Genomic DNA, 18,910 nt, shown 5'->3' on the forward strand with positions numbered 1-18,910 from the left:
ACCCGGACCGGTCCAATCGGCAGCTCGCTGCCGTCGGGAACGGGGAGGCGTCATCAGCGCTGTACTGGAAAATCTCTAAGCGACCGTTAATCTCAACAGATCGGCGAAAACTTCGGGAACTTCGTCGATATCGAAGAAGGTTCCGATCTTGGCCTGTTTGCACAGGTTGCCTTTGGACGAGTCGATCCTTTCGATCGCGCCTCGTGAAAGGCGGGGCATATCCGGAAATCCATCGCGGTTGATCGCCGCAAACCGGGCAAGCATTCCGGATAAATGTCCCGATGTTGACACGAGTGTCGCAAGGGGCGCCGATATCATTTTCGACGACCTTGGCGAAAAGCGTGGAAGGGCAGGGTCATTCCGCTTTGGTTTCAGGCCGACCCCGCGATATTCGTGGTTCCTGAACGAGATTCCGGGCTCACGGACCGTGCCCGGCGCATGGCTGCATATGACCAGGGCACCATCCTGCCTCGGGGTCTTGAGCAGCCGGTGAAGAGTGGCGCCCTTGCAGAGGCCGCGCCAATGCCGCGCGGCATAAGCCCCCCCATCCAGCGCACCCGGATCATCAGCGTATTCCTGGTCCCGAGCCGCGAAGCCAGGAGCCACTCGTCCCGGTATGGCGACCGGGCGGCGCCACCTCGCGCCTGCAACATTTCCAGCAGCAGATCCTCGGTCAGCGGTTCGATCAGGATCCGCGCATCGACCCGGAAGTAGTCGCAGATCTTTTTCAGGATATGTGGCTTTGGAAAGCTGCTGCCACGCAGATAGCGCTGGTACTGGATGCGCCCGATATCAAGATCCATTGCCGCTTTGGCCTGACTGCCCTTGAGCGAGGTCAGGAGGCGCAGGTTTTGGCCAAAAACCGGCAAGGCCGATGCGGGGGAGCAGTCACTGGGTGCAACTTCGCTCGTCATCAGTTCCGTTATCTTTTGATGCAGGCGCGCGTTCATGATCGTCGTTTGCCTCATGTTCGGTTTCGTCGGTCGCAGGCCATTCCTGTCTCTGGAAGCCCTGCAAACGCAGCTTGTTCGTCCATCGCGAGCGGAATGCTGTGCCTATAACCGAGGCGCCGATGTTATGGTTTTTGCTACAACCTTCTTTCGGCGTGCGTTCCGCAATAACCGGGCGAATACTGTTAAACTATATACGTGCTAGTAGCACGCAACTTGACAAAAATCAAGACCCGCAACGGATTCCTTCAAGGTCGGGGCCGGATTCTCTGCTGACGCACGCGGTCGTCGGCTTGCTTGCCTTTCCTGTGCTTCGCCGCCTTGTAACCGCACTGTTCAGGCAGAGCTTTTCGGTGGCTTTTCTGGTGGGGAGGGGGCGTCACCCCGTCAGGGTGTCAGCGCATACCAGGCGAGGTGGGGGCCTGCCCCCGGCTTGAGATTGGCCGGATGCGGTCGCCCGCCGACGCCAGATCTGGCTGATTCGGGGCGGGAAAGGCTGGGGGATGGGTTTTCGGATCGCAGGAGAAAAGGCGTGAAGCAAGCAGCTCTTGCCACGCCTGATGACGAACCGGAACGATGAACGCGAATTCGCCAGCGCGTTTCCGCTCGAAGCCATTGCGCCGAGCGGGCGGCCAGCCCAGATGCCGCAGGGCCAGCAGCGGCGCTCAGCGCCATACGGACGCTGGCTCGAGCCTGGTGATTCCTGCGTTTTCGTGTCTTTGATCTCCTTGACCCCGGAGATCGGCAAAGGTCATGTCCTGGCTTCGGTCACGATCCGCCTGCAGCTTAGGCCGCAGACCGCCGAGAAGCCGGATCAAAATGGGAAGCCCGCCGGCAGGCAGTCATTTGCAAGTCTTGTTGAGTGTGTGGTGGTGCTACTGGATGTAAATGAGATGTTTGCGAATTTGCGTTGGTTGGCCCTCCTGATGGTTTCGCGTCATGTCGCAATGATCGGGTGATTCTCCGGCTGGTCGTCTTGCGGAGGCGACCAGCCGCCTGCTGTAGCAGTCAGCAGCAAAGTTATGACAGACGTCACGGTTCCGATCTGTTTCCAGACAACCCAGGTCCGACTTGACGAGCCCGGGTGAGGGATATCTGGCAGATTTTCTAGTTTTCCGTGTTTTCCGACATCTGGGGCACGGTAGTCCGATCCTTGCTCGGCTCATCTCGACTGACGAGCCTCTTAAGGTTAACCCCGCAATCGCTTGCAGGGCCAGATTCACAATTGATCCAGACCGCGTCAAAATTGTAGCAGCCGGGAGTCGCGCCCGCTGCGCCAAGGCGGATCGCGACACGAGAGGTCAGCCCGGGCGCCGTACCGCAAGGCGGTTCGCGGTGTGAACGCATCCGGAACGCGTTTGGCGTTGTAAGGTTTTGCGGTAGGCTATAGCTACGGGACGTATGTTATGGTGGCGGCAAGATGGCCAACGACGCGCGCGTAAATCTATTGGACAGCCGGGCCTTTGCTTCAGCGGTATTGCTGGAGAAGATTTTCCGCAACGCCTATGAAAACAAGCGCTCATCGGAAGTGCAGCCGCTGCAATGGTCGATCTTGCGATATCTGGGCCATGCGCGTGAAGACCGCTCTACGGTAGTCTGGCTGGCCAGCTTTCTTGGGATGACGCACGCGCCGGTAGCCCGGGCGGTCAAGACCTTGATGGCGCGCGGATATGTCGTGCAGCAGGACAACCCCCTGGACGGGCGCAGCAGGATCCTCAGTCTTTCCGAGACGGGCTGGAGCCAGTTGAAGGCGGATCCGCTGCTGTCCGTGGCCGAGCGTATCGACAGGCTGGAGGAAAGTGAAAAACGGGCGCTGGCATCGGCCGTGAAACAGCTGATCCCGCAAGATATTGCAGGACAATAGAAAAATGGCCTCCATTCTGCTGCTCGAAGATAGTCCAACGGTCAGCGACCCGCTTCGCTCACTGCTGGAAAATGACGGACATAAGGTCGCTGTTTGTCAGGATGCTGCGTCCGCGATCGCGTTTATCGACAGAAACGAAACGCTGGACCTTGCGCTTGTCGACTACTGGCTGGAGCAGGGTACGGCCGAGACTGTCCTGACGACGCTGCATGACAAACGCCCTGATGTGCGCGTCGTCCTGATTACCGGAGGCAGCCGCGATGTCAGCGTCGAGACGACGCAATGGCTTGGCGCGCTCGACGGGATAGACGGATTCCTGCAAAAGCCGTTTTCGCGTCGCGAGATTCAGGCGATCATCCGGCAATTCTGCGGTTGATGCGATCCGCTTTGCCGGTCGTGCTCAAAGCGATGCGCTTTCGCCTTCGCCAGCCCTCGCGCTGACTCTCGGGGATGAATCCAGGAAGGACGGGGAGGGTGAAACAAGGCCCCGAGAACGCGAAAACGAACCCGGACGGCGACCTTGCGTGGATACGCCCCTGCATCCCGGGTCGGAGGTCACGACGCAAGGCCGTCTGCTACGACAAGCGACGCTACAAGCGCCGCAACCGGATCGAGATCATGTTCGGCAGGCTGAAAGACTGGCGCCGGATCGCGACCCCCTACGACAGGTGCGCCAAGACCTTCCTCTCCGCCCTCGCACTCGCCGCAACCGTCATGTTCTGGCTTTGACCATCAATGAGTCTGGGGCCTAGTTCAGAGCGGTTAGGTTGGCAACATGTTACCCAGAAGGACGGCAGGGCGCGGATTGCCTACAAGCGTACCAAGACTTCGGTAGCCGCTGACCTACCGATCCTTCCCGAACTCGCGGAAGAGCTGGCGAATCTCCCGAAGCATCGGCTGCTATTCATCACCCAGGAGGCGAGGCCGATAGGCTACAAGTCCGAGACACTCGGTAACTGGTTCCGTGATCGTTGCGTCGAGGCACAGGTGCCCGGCTCTCTCCACGGGTTGCGTAAGGCCGGGGCTACCAGACTAGTAGACGCAGGAGCGACGAACTGGGAGATCGCGTCCTATCTGGCCCACAAAGACACCAAGCAGGCCGATACATATACGAAGAAGGCAAACAGGGCTAAGCTGGCGGACAGTGGGTTTGCCAAACTGGGAAATGTGTCCAACTTCCCTTTCGCGTTGGACGGAAGTGCGGGAAATCATGATGAAAAACAATAACTTAACGAGAAAGATGGCAGCCCGTAGGGGGCTGCGGAAAGCGCGTGAATTCAACGGGTTGCGGTCGGTGGGACACTGACCTTTTCCCAAGGAATTTCGCAGTTCTTCGCGGGTTTTGTCCCACCATTTCAGCGGCCTAGCAGTTCGGATTCACAAAAACCACCGTCCCAAATGGTTTGGGGCGGTGCCTGAATCTTGAAAGGAACTGCACTATGAAAGACCTGTCTTCGACTGACCTCAGCGACCTGTTCGCGGACTACCCTTCACCAATGGAAAACGCCGCTGCGGCTGGTCCCCGCAGCGGCGCTAAAACTTCGGCGGCTCACGAAATCGCCTTCGGAAACAGTAGCAAAAACAACCCCGAATTTCAAGCGTGGCCTGCGCTGGACGCTTCCAAATGCTGGTGCGCATGGCGGGAGGAACGGCGAGGCGAAAGCTGGACCAAAGTTCCCTATTCATCGCCTCAGCGCATGGCGCGGGCGAATGATCCTGCCACTTGGTTGACCCGGACGCGGGCTGACGCGGTTGCCGCCGATCTGCCAGCGGAACGGCTCAAGGGCGTCGGGCTGTTCCTTGGTGGGGAAGGCGATCTGCAGTTCGGCGGGATTGACCTCGATAGCTGCCTTGGGTTGCTTGGCGATCTGGAACCGTGGGCAGCGGAAGTGCTGGCGCGGTTCGCATCCTATGCGGAAGTCAGCCCGAGCGGCACCGGGGCCAAGGTCTTCTTTGCCTACCGCGCCGCCGATCTGGAACCGTTTCGGGCGATCATGGGCACGAAATGGGGCAAGTCGTTTTCGCGCGGCAGTCACCATGAAATCGCCCTGCATCTGGGCAACCGCTATTTCACCGTCACCGGGAAACGCCTCGACTCCGCGCCCGCGACAATCGAGACGGTCGACCGGGCGGCGCTGGAATGGCTCATCACCGATGCAGGGCCGCGCTTCAAGGGCGATGCACCAGCAACCGCGCCCAAGGACGAGTCCCGTTCGGGCCGCGCCTTCCGCATCGCGGGCGAGTGCCGCCGCGCGGGGCTGGACCTGGATGCCTTCAAAGCGGAACTGGCGAAAGACCCGACCCTTGCCAAATGGGCCAAGGACGCGCGGCAGGTGCAGCGGGCGTGGGATCGGAACGCGGGCGAAGACCTGTCGACCGTGCTGAGCGACATGGACGATTTCGATGATGACCCGCCCGAGGCGGGAAAGGCAAACCCAATCACCGCGCTGAACCGGGATCATGCCGCCGTGATGATGGGCGGAAAGTTCAGGATCGTGCGGGAGGTGGCTGGCAGCGTCGAGGTCTACTCGCCCGAGGAACTTCACAAGCTGAACGCGAACAACCGCGTGAAGGTGCCCGGCGAGAAACGCACCGAACCCGTCACCTCAGCTTGGATGCGGCACCCTTCACGGCGCACCTATCAGGGCGGGTTGGTATTCAACCCCAAGGAAACGCCAGCCGGTGCCTACAACGTCTGGCGAGGTTGGGCGGTGAAGCCGGACCCGGACGCATCCTGCGACCATTTCCTTGCCCATGTCCTGGACTTGATCTGCGACGGCGGCAAACGGGAATATCGTTGGCTTCTGGGCTGGATGGCTCACCTGGTCCAGCGTCCGGAACAGAAACCGGGAACCGCTGTTGTCCTGCGCGGCACCAAGGGTGCGGGCAAGGATACCTTTGGCGACTATCTCGGGGCGCTGATCGGACGGCGGCACCACGTCAAAATTGCGCAGCCCGACCACCTCACTGGACGGTTCAACGCTCACCTTGAAAACGGGCTACTGCTGCACCTTGAGGAAGGGTTCTGGGCCGGTGACAAGGCGGGCGGCGGGGTTCTCAAGAACCTGATCACCTGCCCGACCCTGCAAATCGAGCGCAAGGGTATTGACCCATACGAAATCGACCACTTCGCCCGGCTGCTGATTACCTCGAATGAGGATTGGGTTGTGCCAGCTACGCCCGGCGAGCGGCGCTATTTCGTGCTGGACGTGTCGCCCGCCCGAGCCAAGGACACCGCCTATTTCGCGGCGATCTGGAAAGAGCATTCAGCCGGTGGCGCGGGTGCGCTGCTGCACTTCCTGCAAAGCTATGACTTGACCGGATTCGATGTGCGGAATCCACCCGAGACGGCGGGGCTGACCCGGCAGAAGCTGGAGGGGCTACGCAACGTGGAAGCGTGGTGGCACGACCGGCTTAGCGAAGGGAACCTTGCACCCGAGGATTTCACCGACGACCGACCCGATTGGGAGTGCGCTGCAATCACCATTTCCCGCGCAACCCTGCGGCGTGAATATGAGACCTGGCTTGAAGGGCGGCGCTGGCACGGCAACGCGCTGAGTGCCGAGCAATTCGGTGAAAAACTGCGGGCCATGTGCGGCGGGCTGCAAGACCTGCGGGCGCGGGTTTCGGGTGGACGGGAACGCCAATACGTTGTGCCGCCTCTGCCCGAGTGCCGGGCCGCGTTTGCGGCTTTCATCGGCGGCGAAATGGAGTGGGACCGATGATCGGTTCTGTTCCATCTTCGCAGATTGAATCCTGCCCATCTGCCCAGATCATGGCCCAGGCGGTCCAAGCGCCCGGTTGCTTTGGTCCAAGTGCGCTGCCCAAAAAATTCCCAACAAAAACAGGGGTTGGTCCAAGCGGTCCATACGGTCCAAGCAGATTTCTACTCGCTCTGTGCGGTATGGCTTCGGGTGACGGCGGCGTGTGGCATGGGCGGGCACCGGCATGGCACAGCGCGGATCAACTGCAAAGGGCGTGGACCGCTTGGACCGCGTGGACCACGCAGCGTTTTCAATGGTTTGCGCGGCGCTTTGCCGGGACCGGCGTCAGGACCACTTGGACCGGGCTGGATCGTCACGACTCGATCATCGGATTTTCGCCACGGTGGCACTCGCGGGAGCGTGGGCCACCAGACAGGCTCACTGCCGCGAAATCGAAACTGCGCGCGAAGGGCGGATCGGTGTTCCCGCCCAGCGCACCGCCACCCCGGAAGGACCCAAAGCCAAGATGGGTCACACTCAATCACAGCATAGGAAACCCAGAAATGACCGAAGAACCTGAACGGCACTACCTGCATGGCGACCAAAAGGAAGGCGACCCTGAAATGTGGTTCTGCCGCCGCTGCGACGAATTCGTTGCCGAGGCCCATTTCAGCGAAGGGCACCACAAGAAGCAACGTCTGTCCGAATACGAAAAGTATTTGGATGAAAAGAAGCGCTTCCCGATCAAGATGAAGAACAAGCCTGGCAAGTGGCGTCGACCGGCCAACGCGCCGAACTACTTCGCCTGACCTGAGCCTGACGTGTCCCGTTTGAGTATACACGGGCGGGACACGCGAAAGTCTCCCAAATGTGTCCGAATAGACTTGTGGAATCAATTTTAGGACGCTACCGATTTATCGGATAGCCTATTAGGACAAAGGGAACCATCATGGGCGAATTGATCGGTTACGCGCGAGTTTCTTCGGTCGGGCAAAAGTTGGACGTTCAGCTTGCCGCGTTGAAGGCGGCTGGCGTCAGCGACGAACACCTCTACAGCGAGAAGGCCACGGGCACGAAGCGGGACGGCAGGCAGGCGCTGGACGACCTTCTGACGCGGGGCATTCGCAAGGGGGACACGCTCGTTGTCACCCGCCTTGATCGGCTGGCACGGTCCACCCGCGACCTGCACAACATCGCCCACACGCTGACCAGCAAGGGCGTGGGGCTGCGGGTGCTGGAACAGGCTATCGACACGACCACCCCCGAGGGACGCATGTTTTTCACCATGTTGTCTGCCGTGGCAGAGTTCGAGACCGAAATCCGCAAGGCTCGGCAACGGGAAGGCATAGACGCTGCGCTGGCCAAGGGCGCGGACTCGCCCTTCAAGGGCAGGCCCGCGACCATAGACGGGGAAATGGTGAACGCCATGCGAGCCAAAGGCATGACCCCTTCAGCGATTGCCAAGGCGCTCGGGGTAGCGCGTTCAAGTGTTTACCGATATCTTGAAGCTGCGTCCTGATTCATGGGGCAAATGGGCTTTGCGTCACCTGGCCCCCTGAAGCGATCCTCTTCAGCCAAAAGCTACCCGGAGAGGCAAATGAGGCAGTAGTGCGCCAAACGACAGACATAGCCCCATAAAGGCGTTCAACCTGAGAACTCGATGCAAGCAGATATTGACAGGCGATTTCGACCACGAGCACGACTACTTCAGCATTTGGGGGATCAGTTAATCGGCACCCCGAGGCTTGCTGTGTTCGAGCTAGTTAAAAACGCCTACGATGCGGATGCTTCAAAGGTTGAAGTGGAAATCGCCGGTATTGGAACCGAAGTGCCCACGATCCGCGTGACGGACGACGGGACCGGCATGTCGCTTGAAACTGTGAGAGATATTTGGCTCGTGATTGCCCACGACCACAAAGAGCGACAGTTGGAGAAGAAAAAGCGAACTGCAAAAGGACGCTTGCCACTTGGCTCCAAAGGACTCGGTCGACTATCTGTCCACAAGCTCGGAAACAAAATTCAGATGGTGACGAGAGCCGAAAATTCGCAAGAAGTTGTTGTCGATATCGACTGGAACAAGATGATTGCGCATGAGTTCCTTTCGGACGCCGAAGTCGACATCGAGGTGCGTGACCCTGAAGTCTTCACAGGGGAGAAAACTGGAACGCTACTGCAAATCTCTGAATTGCGTGAGAAGCGGTGGACCCGAGGAGAAGTGCGCCGCCTATATCGCCAGATCACATCGATTTCTTCGCCGTTCGGGCAAGTTGAGCGTGACGACTTCCAAGCAACCCTCCAAGTCCCTGATGTGCCACAGTGGATCGAGCGACTGCCTGACCCTTCAGAGCTTCTGAAACGGGCACCTTGGAAATACACATTTGATTTTGACGGGGAGAACTTCAGCTATCATTACAGCTTCCGGGGCATTCCCGGAATCCAGCGAAAGGCCAGAGACCTCGAAGAAAACGAGGTTTCACTCTTGGTGCCGCCTCTGGAGGTAGATGACGACGACCCACTTTTTAGCGGAAAGTCTCAGCCGTCTACAATGCGGAAGGTCATTGCGGACTTGCAGTCGATCGAGGGAATAGGTCCAATTTCCGGGGAGTTCTATGTCTTTGACCTGACGCCACGGATCGCGAAGCAAATGGGCGAGACGAAGCTCATCAAGGATTTCCTGGATGAGAACGGCGGCATTCGCGTCTATCGAGATGGCATCCGGGTCTACGACTACGGCGAGCGGAGCAACGATTGGCTTGGGCTTGACCTGAAACGCGTCAACAATCCGACTCGGGGACTGAGCCGCAACATCGTTGTTGGCCATGTGTCCATAGACCAAGATAGCAGCCCAGGATTGGTCGAGAAATCAAACCGGGAGGGCTTCATTGAAAATGAGGCCTACGAAAGATTCCGACAACTCGTTTTGGGCGCAATTGATCCCCTTCAACGAGAGCGTGAAGTCGACCGAAAAGCTATCAGGGAACTCCTTGGAGAAGCCCAAGACCCTGAAGTCCAGAGCATCATGGAGCCGGTCTCGAAAATTCGCGTTATCGCGAGTAAGAACAACCTTTCAGGGAAAATTGATCCACTTCTGGACCGGATTGAGCACGAGTATGTCGAAATGAAAAATCGGCTTCTCGCAACGGGAATATCTGGCACCAGCCTTGCTGTCGTTTTTCACGAAATTGAGCAGGGAGTTCGGTCGCTCTACAAGAACATGGAAAGCCATCCGGAATTAGAGGCTGTCACATCTCAGGTTGAAGAGATGATGAAGCTCTTGGACGGGTTTTCCGACCTGCTGCGGAAGAAGGATCGCAAGCCCGTCGATCTTCGAAAGCTAATCAAGAGAGCGAGGGACTTGAACCGGATACGTTTCAGGCATCACAATGTGAAATTGGAGTGCCCTGCGGTGGAAGAGGACGCGCCTGAAGTCACTGTCTCATGTTCCTTCGGACTTACGCTTGGTGCGATAACCAACATTATCGACAACGCAATCTATTGGATGCGAGCGAAGTGGCCCAATGAAGAGGAAACTGGGCGGGCAATCTACATCGGAATTGACGAAGACTTCGACGGAGGTCCTGCTATCATCATAGCTGATACCGGCCCGGGCTTCCGTGACGCACCGTCTGAACTTGTTCGCCCTTTCTATACGCGGAGGCCGGAAGGGATGGGCATGGGTCTATACTATGCGAATATGGTGATGGAGCTAAATGACGGTTCACTTTTGTTTCCTGATCATTCACAGGTTGATGTTCCAGACGATTTTGAAGGTGCGGTGATCGCGCTTCAGTTTGCTGAGTTGAAAGTCTAAACGATGTTTTTGCATTCAAGATTTGTTGTCGTAGATGACAAAGAACACCATCTAAATGGGATAAAGCAGACGCTGGACACCCTCCGACTGGACTGCCACTCAAAACTCTATGACGACGAGGCTGTTGGTGATTGGCAACCTTTGCCTGGGACTCGAATTCTCTTTCTTGACCAAAACCTAGTGACCGGGGCCACGTTCGGGACGGCGGACAACAAGGTGGCGTTCACGGCAATCCAAGATGTTATCACACGTGTCATTTGTCCGGACAGCGGTCCATATGGACTAGTGCTCTGGGCCGAAGAACCCGATCTGGATGCCCTAAAAGCCAACCTCTTTGAACGCTTCACCGGTGATGATGCTCGCTACCTGCCAGTCTTCTTCGCAGCACTTCAAAAGGGTGACTACATCGACACCAATGACGGAACGATAAAGGAGCCTGAAAAGCTTCAGGCTGATATTCAAGAAAGGATGTCGCGAAGCCCGCAGATGAAAGCTCTCCTTAGCTGGGAGACTGATGTTGCCGTCGCCGCTGGTGCCGTTCTCCGATCTATCGTTGATCTTGTGTCCTTCGAAAAGCGTTCATCCGACGATTTTGGGACTGAACTCGGGAATGTGCTTTATAGATTGGCACAGGCCGGAGCGGGAATAGATCGTGCGGAGGAGAACCCGCGAGACGCGATAAATCATGTGCTGGTTCCCATCCTCGCGGACAGAGTTACGGAGCATGATCCACAAGGCGACGCGGGAGACTCTTGGAAATCCGCTCTCGTGCCCCATAAGGACAAGTTCGCCGCAGTTCGGGTTCAAGCCGCAATCAACACCGCCATCCACGTTTCAAGGGCATCGTCTCCTAGCAGCGCGCCAATACTACCCAGTGACTTGGGAGCGGTAGTCGCCTTTCCTTTTGAAAATGAAACTCAAGCCCTACTCTATCTATTTGACCTTACTGTTGAAAAACTATGCCTTGATACCGTTTTCGGGATGCACAAAGAGGATTGGTCGAAATGCTCACTTAGACTGATACAGATCGGCGCGTCTTGTGATCAGGCACAACCGAAGGATGGGCCGCTCCTTTACCTTCTAGGGCTTGAGTGGCCGTTCGACAATGTTGACGGTTCAAAAGCAAATAACGCTAAGCTACATGCTAGAAAGAGTTCCAAGTCAGGGTTGGAGTGGAAGACGCCAGCTATACTTGTTGGTGAAAGATTGGTTCCTGGAAAGCTATCTGTTTTCTTGAATTGCACATTCAGTGCGACGCGCGCCCAAGTGGCGGGTTGGAAAGCGGCCTATCGGCTGAGAGAAGAGTTGACATCAAAGCTTACCCAAGAATTTGCTCGGCACATATCGAGGCCCGGAATTCTCACCATGAGTCCAGACGACTAAGAAGCGACTGCGAGTAAACGCAGATCACCCATGAAGCTTTCAAGCGTCTGAATATCGGCCCGGATGCTTGCAGGAAACTTGCCGATCAGTGGTTCAGGCACCACAAGCTGCACCTTCGCCTGTGTCATTTCCCGGAACTGCGCCTCGGAAACGCCCTCTTGCAAGGTCAGGAGGTGTTTCACCGGAATCCGGTCTGCCTCATTCAACACTTGCCGCCAGCGGTCACGGCAGGTGGTCTTGGTGGCCAGCATCCGAAGGCGGGCGGCAGGGAAATTTGGATCACGATACGCCGCCTGCGAAGGGAACAGGAAGTCCGGTCGTTTCCCCGGTTCCGATTGCGGCCCGTGCTCGAAATCCGCACCTTCCCGGAACCGCTCCTCGATCAGGATTTCCCGGGTATGCAGTTCCAGTGAGCGCCCTGAGCGCGCCTTGCGCCGTTGGAGGATGGTTTGTGCCCGGGAAATGAAGCCGTCGAGGGTGGCGAAGCCCGCCATGATCGCGGGAAGCTCTGTTGCCTCTTCCACGCTGCGAAAGATTTCAAACTCGCACTCCCGGCGGCGCAGAAGTCGCTTGTCGGGCGGGGTGCCATGCTCAGGGCGAAGTTCTACTGTCTTGCGCACGATCTCTACCCCGGTCGGGAACTGCGTCAGCCACGCAGGTGGAATCTCAGCGGGTTCAAGCCAGCAACTCGCGCGTCCGGCGGCATAGGGCGGAAACAGCCCGGGTTGTGCGGGGGACCACATAAGAAAGCGCCCCGGCTCGATTGGCCCGAACCGCTCCTCTGCAATATCTTCCTCGGTCTCATGGCGGCATACCCAGACGTGGCAGCTTGTGGCGGTGCCGTTCTCGTCCAACGGAAATGCGAAGACCGCAAGCGCGCCCGTGCTTTCCGGGTCCAACAGCGCCGATGCACTGCCCCCGAAGTTGGTCAGCCGGGTTTCGTCGCGTCCATTCGGTTTGCCCTCGTGGCGCTTCGAATTGTAATAGATCACCCGCACTTCCCGGGCATCCATGTGGGAGTCGACGGCAAGTTCGAAGCGGTGATCGGGATTCTTCTCGTCCGTCCGGTTGATCATCGGGAAGATGCGGAAGAGGAAATCCTTCGGGATGTAGGGGCCTGCCTGATGCGCGCCGTTGGCGAGGGTGTCATTGCCCGAAAGGCGCTTCACGAAAAGAGCGATTCCGGGCGCACAGAAAACCCCGAGCCAATCCGTGAAATCAGAGACTGCCATTCGCCCCTCCCGCAATCGTTTCCTTTATCGGGCCATTGGTCAGCCAATCCACCGCACGGTCAAGCACCTCGTCCACAGGCAGTCGCTCCCGGCCCTTGAGGGCGCATTCCCAGATCGTCAGCACCCGCCACCCATCGGCCAGAAGAGCGGCCTCGGCAGCTTCGTCCCGGGCGCGGTTGCTTCCTATCTTCGCTTCCCAGAATTCACGCCGCGTGGCGGGCAGCCGGAACATGTGGCAGCCGTGCCCGTGCCAGAAGCACCCGTGAACGAAGATAACAGTGCGGCGTCCGGGGAACACCAGATCGGGCGAACCTGGCAAGCGCCGGTCGTGCAACCTGTAACGGAAGCCCCGGGCATGGAGGCCCCGTCTCAGGATCATTTCGGGCCGCGTGTCCTTCCCTCGTATTCCTGCCATCATCCGCGAACGGGTCGCGGCGTCCACTACGTCAGCCAATGAGGGGCAACCGCCTTTGCAGGTGCTCTTGGTCTTGTGCCGCCTCCGCCGCGATGTAAGGCAGCATGTGGCGGGCCACGGCCTCGATTACCGGAACCGCTACCGAATTCCCGAATTGCTTGTATGCCTGCGTGTCGGAAACCGGGATGATGAAACTGGACTCGCCGGGTTTGTCGAATCCCATCAGGCGGGCGCACTCCCTTGGGGTCAGGCGGCGCGGGTTCCGTCCTTCGCCCCGGTCAATCAGGATTTCCGATCCATCCTTGTAATACCGCGCCGACAGGGTGCGCGCCGCGTCTCCCTTTCCCACAAGCCCGAAGCCGAAGCCGTTCCCGGCAGCACGATGCTTGGCCGCGTAGTCTTGCAGATACTGCCAGAGGTGATCGGTCAGGGTGTATTTGTCGCTCACCTTGCCGCTGGCATCGGTGTAATGCTTGTCGGGTGATTTCTCGGAACCGTCCTCCGGGTGCAGGATCGTCCCGAGTTTCGGCCCGTTCAGGGGGGAAGGCACGTCCAGATCGTCAAAGGAGAAATCGCACTCCTCACGGAACCCCGCAATCAGGATGCGCTCCCGATGCTGGGGCACATAGCCCTTGGCGTTGATCACGCGCGGCGTCGGCACATGATAGCCCAGGTCGCGCAGCGTCCGCATGATCACCTCGAATGTGCGCCCCTTGTCGTGATTCACAAGGTTCTTCACGTTCTCTAGCAGGAACGCCTTCGGGCGGTGTTCCGCAATGATCCGGGCAACATCGAAGAAAAGCGTTCCCTGAGTCTCGTCCGCAAAGCCGTGGGCACGGCCCAGCGCATTCTTCTTGCTCACGCCTGCGATGCTGAAAGGCTGGCATGGGAAGCCCGCAAGCAGCAGATCATGTTCGGGAATGTCCTTGGCCTCGGTCTTGGTTATGTCCCCCGAAATCTCGTGATCGTCATGGGGGAAGTTCGCCGCATAGGTGGTCTGGGCAAAGCGGTCCCACTCAGAGGTAAAGACGCACTTGCCGCCCAAAGGCTCAAACCCTCGGCGAATCCCGCCGATCCCCGCGAACAGGTCAATGAAACGGAAGGCAGGCTTCTCGGGTTCGGTCGCTCCTCGCTTGTTCACGAGGTCTTCCAGCACCACGAGCGCGGCTTGCCTTGGCGTAGCCTCGCCCCGCTCCCAACGGTAGAGGGTCGCCGGGGAATAGCCGGTGAGCGGGGCCAGGGCCTCTACGGACAAGCCTGCGCGCTCACGCAGACGGGAGAAGTCGGAACGGGGTTCATCAAGCATATGGCGGTCCCTCTGGGTCGATTTTTGTCATCCTTGCTGCATTCGACACACAGAAGCAAGAACAAAAGAGGAATTTCCGACTGAGACTGCCGCTTAAAGGTAAACAACCGATTACCCACCTCTTGCCTCATTCGCACTGACGGTTTGGCGCAATGGCTTGCTGGTCTTTCGCGTCTCTAGCTACGAACCGGGCGTGCAGGGCACGGTGTCCCGAGTTCCGTTAGCGGAATTGAGCACATGTGCTTGATATACTCAAGCACATGTGCTAGACATGTGCTTGACACGACCTTACGTTCAGGAATCAGAAATGGCCGAAGATCAGTTTTCCGCCTCTAGGATTGGAGAGGTCCTGGCTGATGCGCTGGAGTTCGCAACGGACGATCGAGACAACCTTCAACATCGCGTTCGCTATCTCGCCAAAAAAGGACACTTGAAACACGGACGCGAAGTGGACGGGCGTGGAACGCTGCATTTCCCGAAGTCGGAAGTCTACCGTGCCGCGATCCTGTGCGAATTTCTTAGCCTTTCCATGGATATGAAGATCGCAACCGAAGTATTGAGGAAGGCAGAACGTTACAATCCAATTGGCGAGCAGCCGGACTCGGCGCGGATCGAAGGCGGCGGGGGATACATCTATCAAGGCGGTTTATCGACCGCCGTGCGAGGGGTTGCATCCGGCGAACAATGGACGTTGAAGCTGACGCTGCAACGCTCAGGATACATGAGCGATGCGGGCATAGCTGCGCGCTATGTTTCTCCAAGAGAGACTTCGGTAGATGTCGACCGCCTGTTCGGACGCGCTCGGTCGGCAACTATAGTTTCTATCGACCTGACTGCACTATTCGAAAAGATCGTGCCAGTCGTGGGCAAGTTTTAACTTGGGCACGACTGCACGTCATAAGGCCTTGCCTCTTCCCGTCGCGCGGCTTCTGTCGCGCCCGGAAGCGGCTGCCTATGCCGGGGTGTCCCCGACTACATTTGACCGCATGATGGGCGACGGTTTTATGCCCGGCCCGAAAAAGGTCTACGGGCGCGTCCTGTGGGACGTGCGGGCGCTGGACGCTGCAATTGACTGCTTGCCCGGTAGCGACGTGTCGACCGACAATGCGAACCCATGGGACTGACCCCATGGAGAGTTGTATGAAAGTGAGAATCAAATATGTGGTGGAAGATACCGACCGGCATGGAAACGTCCGCGTTTACCTGCGCAAAGACGGTCGGAAAATCCGCCTGCACGGGCTGCTAGGCTCGCCTGACTTCTGGCGCGAGTATCAAGCCGCGCTGAAAGCACCGCCCAAGAAAAAGGGCGAACCGAAGACCGTTCCCGGCACGATCCAGAAGGGCACTATGCGTTGGCTGGTGGCCCAATACACCGCGTCGGGGATGTTCAAGCAACTTGGGGCCAAGACGCAGAAGGACCGGCGCGCAACGCTGGAACGGTTCTGCAACAATGTCCCCAAGGGCAAGACCGTCCCGGATGGGGAATTGCCGTTCGATCAACTGCAACCCAAGCATCTGCGGATGCGTCGGGATGCACTGGTGGCAACGCCAGAGGCAGCCAACACGATGTTGAAGGCGCTCAAGCAGGTGTTCAAGTTCGCGGTGCTTTACGAGCATTTGGCCGCGAACCCGGCTGCGGGCGTGGAACCGCTCAAATCCAAGGGCGACGGCTATCATAGCTGGACCCTGGAAGAGATCGAGAAGTTCGAGAAGGTTCACCCTGTCGGCACAACCGCCCGGCTCGCCTTGGCGCTGGCGCTCTACACCGGGCAACGGCGTTCCGATCTGGTGCAGTTCGGCAAGCAACACGTCCGCGGCGGCTGGTTGACCTTTACGCAGTTCAAGGGGCGCGAGAACCGGCCTGTCAGGCTGGAACTGCCGATCATCCCGGAACTGCAACGCATCCTTGACGCATCCCCAACGGGCGATCTGGCCTTTCTGGCGACGGCATACGGCAAGCCCTTCACGGCTGCCGGATTCGGCAACCGGATGCGGGAATGGTGCGACAAGGCCGGGTTATCTGATTGCTCGACTCACGGGCTGCGGAAGGCTGCCGCATCGCGGCTGGCGGAACTGGGCTGCACCGAATTTGAGATCATGGCTATCACCGGCCACCAGACAAGCAAGGAGGTTACGAGATACACTAAGGCTGCATCGCAAAAACTTCGCGCGGAGTCCGCGCTGGCAAAGCTGACCGGGACTAAAAGCTGAACGAAAGTGTCCCACTTTTGACCCCCGCTTGACGCGGTGGGACAAAACCGACTGCTAGGCTGCTGATTTTGTTTGGAAAAAATTTGAAGTGGCAGCCCGTAGGGGAGTCGAACCCCTCTTTTCAGGTTGAAAACCTGACGTCCTAACCGATAGACGAACGGGCCACTTTCTGTTTCCGCTAGGCTGTGCCCTGCGGCGTGGAGCGGTGTTTAGGCCAGCTATCGGGGGGCTGCAAGCGGAAAAATCATCTTGCGATAAAGTTTTTCCACGCCTCGCTAAAATCCCTCAGATCACCGGTGCGGCATCGTCCAGACGCAGCCGCACGCGCTCACGCCCGCCCCATTGCGAAAGCTCAAGCTTGCCGGCCAGATGGAAGCGGCGGCCCTTGGCGCCCAGCAGCGCCGGACCAAGCGGGCCGGACATCGCGCCCCAGGCCACGGCTTCAAGCACCGGGCTGCCGGGGCTGCGGAAGCGCAGGCGCAGATGGCTGTCGCCCATGGTTCCGGCGCTGTCGATCAGCTGGTCGGCAAAGGCGAATCTGGGGGCAGGGGCGGCCTGTCCGAAGGGGCCGGCGCGTTCCAGCATCTGCATCAGCTCGACCGTGGCCCCCGCCGGGTCCATCAGCCCCGAAATGCGCAGCTCGCCCGCGCCAGAGCGCTCGGCCATCTCGCGCGCCAGCAATTGCGACAGCCGCGCCATGGCCTCGGGGATCTTTGCTTCCTCGATGGTCAGGCCGGCCGCCATGGCATGGCCGCCACCCTTCAGCAGTAACCCCTCGGCGGCAAGGCGCTGGATGGCGCGGCCCAGATCGACGCCGGGCACCGAGCGGGCCGAGCCCTTGCCGATTCCCCCTTCGATTCCGATCACCACCGAGGGCAGGCCGGTCGCCTCTTTGACGCGGGCGGCGACAATGCCGACGACGCCGGGATGCCAGCCGTCACCCGCGGCCCAGGCGACCAGACCGGGCTCGCGCGATTCGACTTGCGCCAGGGCTTCTTCGCGGACGGCGGCCTCGATGGCGCGGCGGTCGCGGTTCAGCTCGTCCAGTTCGGCGGCATATTTCGCGGCCCGCGTGGCATCCGTGCAGGACAGGCATTGCGCCCCCAAATCGGCGCGTCCCACGCGCCCGCCGGCATTGATGCGCGGCCCCAGCAGAAAGCCCAGATGAAAAGCGTTGGGCGCCGAATCAAGCCGCGCCACATCCGACAGCGCCACCAGACCCGGTCGCTGGCGCCGGGCCATGATGGCAAGTCCCTGCCGGACAAAGGCGCGGTTGACGCCGATCAGCGGCGCCACATCGGCAACCGTCGCCAGCGCCACCAGATCCAGCAGGCCGATCAGGTCGGGCTGGGACTGCCCGCCCTCGCGCAGGATGCGGTTGCACTGCACCAGCGTCAGAAAGACCACGCCCGCCGCGCAAAGATGCCCCAGCGCACCATCTTCATCGGCGCGGTTGGGGTTCACCACCGCCAGCGCCGGAGGCAGGGTCTCGCCGCCCTGATGGTGGTCCAGCACGATCACGTCGCGGGGCGCGGCGGCGGCCAGCGCCTCGTGGCTGAGCGTGCCGCAATCGACGCAGATGATCAGCTCATGCTCTTGCGCCAGCGCGGCGATGGCGGGGGCGTTGGGGCCATAGCCTTCGTCGATGCGGTCGGGGATATAAAGCGTCGCCTCGCGCCCCTGCTGGCGCAGCCAGTCGATCAGCAGCGCGGCCGAGGCGCCGCCATCCACATCGTAATCGGCAAAAATGGCGATGCGCTGTCCGGCGCGTGCAGCGTCGGTGATGCGGGTGGCGGCCGCAGCCATGTCGCGCAGGCTCAGCGGATCGGGCAGCAGGTCGCGCAGCTTGGGGTCAAGAAAGCCCGGCGCCTCATGCGCGGGCACGCCGCGCGCGGCAAGGATCCGGGCCACGGGCAGGGGCAGGCGGCTCTCCTGCGCGAGGGCCTCGGCAGCACGCTCAAGGGCGGCGTCGGGGCCGCGCCACAGCCGGCCGGTCAGGGAGGATTCGACGGAAAGAAAGGCGGTCATGAGGGC

17 protein-coding genes, 1 tRNA gene and 1 pseudogene are annotated in these 18,910 nt (G+C 59.5%); 12 read left to right on the forward strand and 7 right to left on the reverse strand.

Annotated elements, in window-relative coordinates:
* Nucleotides 1-75: 75 nt before the first annotated feature.
* A complete protein-coding gene (locus DFP89_RS09185) occupies nt 76-318 on the reverse strand; it encodes a hypothetical protein (RefSeq protein WP_147273297.1) in 243 nt (80 codons plus the stop codon).
* Between the two features lie 53 nt (nt 319-371).
* A complete protein-coding gene (locus tag DFP89_RS09190) occupies nt 372-950 on the reverse strand; it encodes a helix-turn-helix domain-containing protein (RefSeq protein ID WP_147273298.1) in 579 nt (192 codons plus the stop codon).
* Between the two features lie 548 nt (nt 951-1,498).
* Between DFP89_RS09190 and DFP89_RS09195 the strand changes: the two genes are divergently transcribed.
* The 10 genes and pseudogenes from DFP89_RS09195 to DFP89_RS20130 all read left to right on the forward strand — a co-directional run bounded on the left by DFP89_RS09195 (nt 1,499) and on the right by DFP89_RS20130 (nt 11,712).
* The gene (locus tag DFP89_RS09195; RefSeq protein WP_147273299.1) at nt 1,499-1,909 is read left to right on the forward strand and encodes a hypothetical protein; all 411 of its coding nucleotides are present in this window, start codon (nt 1,499-1,501) and stop codon (nt 1,907-1,909) included.
* Between the two features lie 461 nt (nt 1,910-2,370).
* Nucleotides 2,371-2,814 carry a MarR family winged helix-turn-helix transcriptional regulator gene (locus DFP89_RS09200; RefSeq protein WP_114349097.1) on the forward strand — a complete coding sequence of 148 codons (444 nt, stop codon included), beginning with the start codon at nt 2,371-2,373 and terminating at the stop codon, nt 2,812-2,814.
* Between the two features lie 4 nt (nt 2,815-2,818).
* Entirely contained in the window at nt 2,819-3,190 is a 372-nt protein-coding gene (locus DFP89_RS09205) for a response regulator (protein ID WP_114349098.1), read from the forward strand.
* Nucleotides 3,191-3,342: 152 nt separating this feature from the next.
* Nucleotides 3,343-3,543 (forward strand): annotated as a pseudogene (locus DFP89_RS09210) (transposase); the annotation flags it as partial.
* Nucleotides 3,544-3,549: 6 nt separating this feature from the next.
* A complete protein-coding gene (locus DFP89_RS09215) occupies nt 3,550-4,041 on the forward strand; it encodes a tyrosine-type recombinase/integrase (protein ID WP_114349099.1) in 492 nt (163 codons plus the stop codon).
* Between the two features lie 212 nt (nt 4,042-4,253).
* Nucleotides 4,254-6,539 (forward strand): DUF5906 domain-containing protein, encoded by a 2,286-nt coding sequence (locus tag DFP89_RS09220; RefSeq protein ID WP_147273300.1) that lies wholly within the window; start codon nt 4,254-4,256, stop codon nt 6,537-6,539.
* A gap of 542 nt (nt 6,540-7,081) precedes the next feature.
* Nucleotides 7,082-7,327, forward strand: coding sequence for a hypothetical protein (locus tag DFP89_RS09225; RefSeq protein WP_114349101.1), 246 nt, complete (start codon nt 7,082-7,084; stop codon nt 7,325-7,327).
* Between the two features lie 140 nt (nt 7,328-7,467).
* Nucleotides 7,468-8,037 (forward strand): recombinase family protein, encoded by a 570-nt coding sequence (locus DFP89_RS09230; protein WP_114349102.1) that lies wholly within the window; start codon nt 7,468-7,470, stop codon nt 8,035-8,037.
* Nucleotides 8,038-8,178: 141 nt separating this feature from the next.
* Nucleotides 8,179-10,329: an ATP-binding protein gene (locus DFP89_RS09235; RefSeq protein ID WP_114349103.1), complete on the forward strand. Its 2,151-nt coding sequence runs from the start codon at nt 8,179-8,181 to the stop codon at nt 10,327-10,329.
* A 3-nt stretch (nt 10,330-10,332) separates the two neighbouring features.
* Nucleotides 10,333-11,712 carry a hypothetical protein gene (locus DFP89_RS20130; RefSeq protein WP_147273301.1) on the forward strand — a complete coding sequence of 460 codons (1,380 nt, stop codon included), beginning with the start codon at nt 10,333-10,335 and terminating at the stop codon, nt 11,710-11,712.
* Here DFP89_RS20130 and DFP89_RS09240 read toward each other — a convergent pair.
* The 3 genes from DFP89_RS09240 to dcm are packed head-to-tail and all read right to left on the reverse strand — an operon-like array spanning nt 11,709 to nt 14,665.
* A complete protein-coding gene (locus DFP89_RS09240) occupies nt 11,709-12,944 on the reverse strand; it encodes a type II restriction endonuclease (RefSeq protein WP_114349104.1) in 1,236 nt (411 codons plus the stop codon). The two genes, DFP89_RS20130 and DFP89_RS09240, sit on opposite strands and share 4 nt — an antisense overlap.
* Nucleotides 12,931-13,362, reverse strand: coding sequence for a very short patch repair endonuclease (locus DFP89_RS09245; RefSeq protein ID WP_342770941.1), 432 nt, complete (start codon nt 13,360-13,362; stop codon nt 12,931-12,933). Before DFP89_RS09245 ends, DFP89_RS09240 begins: the two co-directional genes overlap by 14 nt.
* A gap of 28 nt (nt 13,363-13,390) precedes the next feature.
* Nucleotides 13,391-14,665, reverse strand: coding sequence for a DNA (cytosine-5-)-methyltransferase (gene dcm / locus DFP89_RS09250; protein ID WP_114349106.1), 1,275 nt, complete (start codon nt 14,663-14,665; stop codon nt 13,391-13,393).
* Between the two features lie 307 nt (nt 14,666-14,972).
* Between dcm and DFP89_RS09255 the strand changes: the two genes are divergently transcribed.
* Both DFP89_RS09255 and DFP89_RS09265 read left to right on the forward strand, forming a co-directional pair.
* On the forward strand, nt 14,973-15,542 hold the full coding sequence (locus DFP89_RS09255) for a hypothetical protein (RefSeq protein WP_114349107.1): 570 nt from the start codon (nt 14,973-14,975) through the stop codon (nt 15,540-15,542).
* A gap of 263 nt (nt 15,543-15,805) precedes the next feature.
* Complete coding sequence (locus DFP89_RS09265) at nt 15,806-16,876, forward strand: tyrosine-type recombinase/integrase (protein WP_245948634.1); 1,071 nt, start codon at nt 15,806-15,808, stop codon at nt 16,874-16,876.
* An 89-nt stretch (nt 16,877-16,965) separates the two neighbouring features.
* Here DFP89_RS09265 and DFP89_RS09270 read toward each other — a convergent pair.
* Both DFP89_RS09270 and recJ read right to left on the reverse strand, forming a co-directional pair.
* Nucleotides 16,966-17,040: transfer RNA gene (locus DFP89_RS09270), tRNA-Glu, on the reverse strand.
* A gap of 121 nt (nt 17,041-17,161) precedes the next feature.
* Nucleotides 17,162-18,904, reverse strand: a complete 1,743-nt coding sequence (gene recJ / locus DFP89_RS09275; protein ID WP_114349108.1) for a single-stranded-DNA-specific exonuclease RecJ — start codon at nt 18,902-18,904, stop codon at nt 17,162-17,164.
* Nucleotides 18,905-18,910 lie beyond the last annotated feature (6 nt).

The sequence above is a fragment of the Paracoccus lutimaris genome (genome assembly GCF_003337565.1).
Lineage (GTDB): Bacteria > Pseudomonadota > Alphaproteobacteria > Rhodobacterales > Rhodobacteraceae > Paracoccus > Paracoccus lutimaris.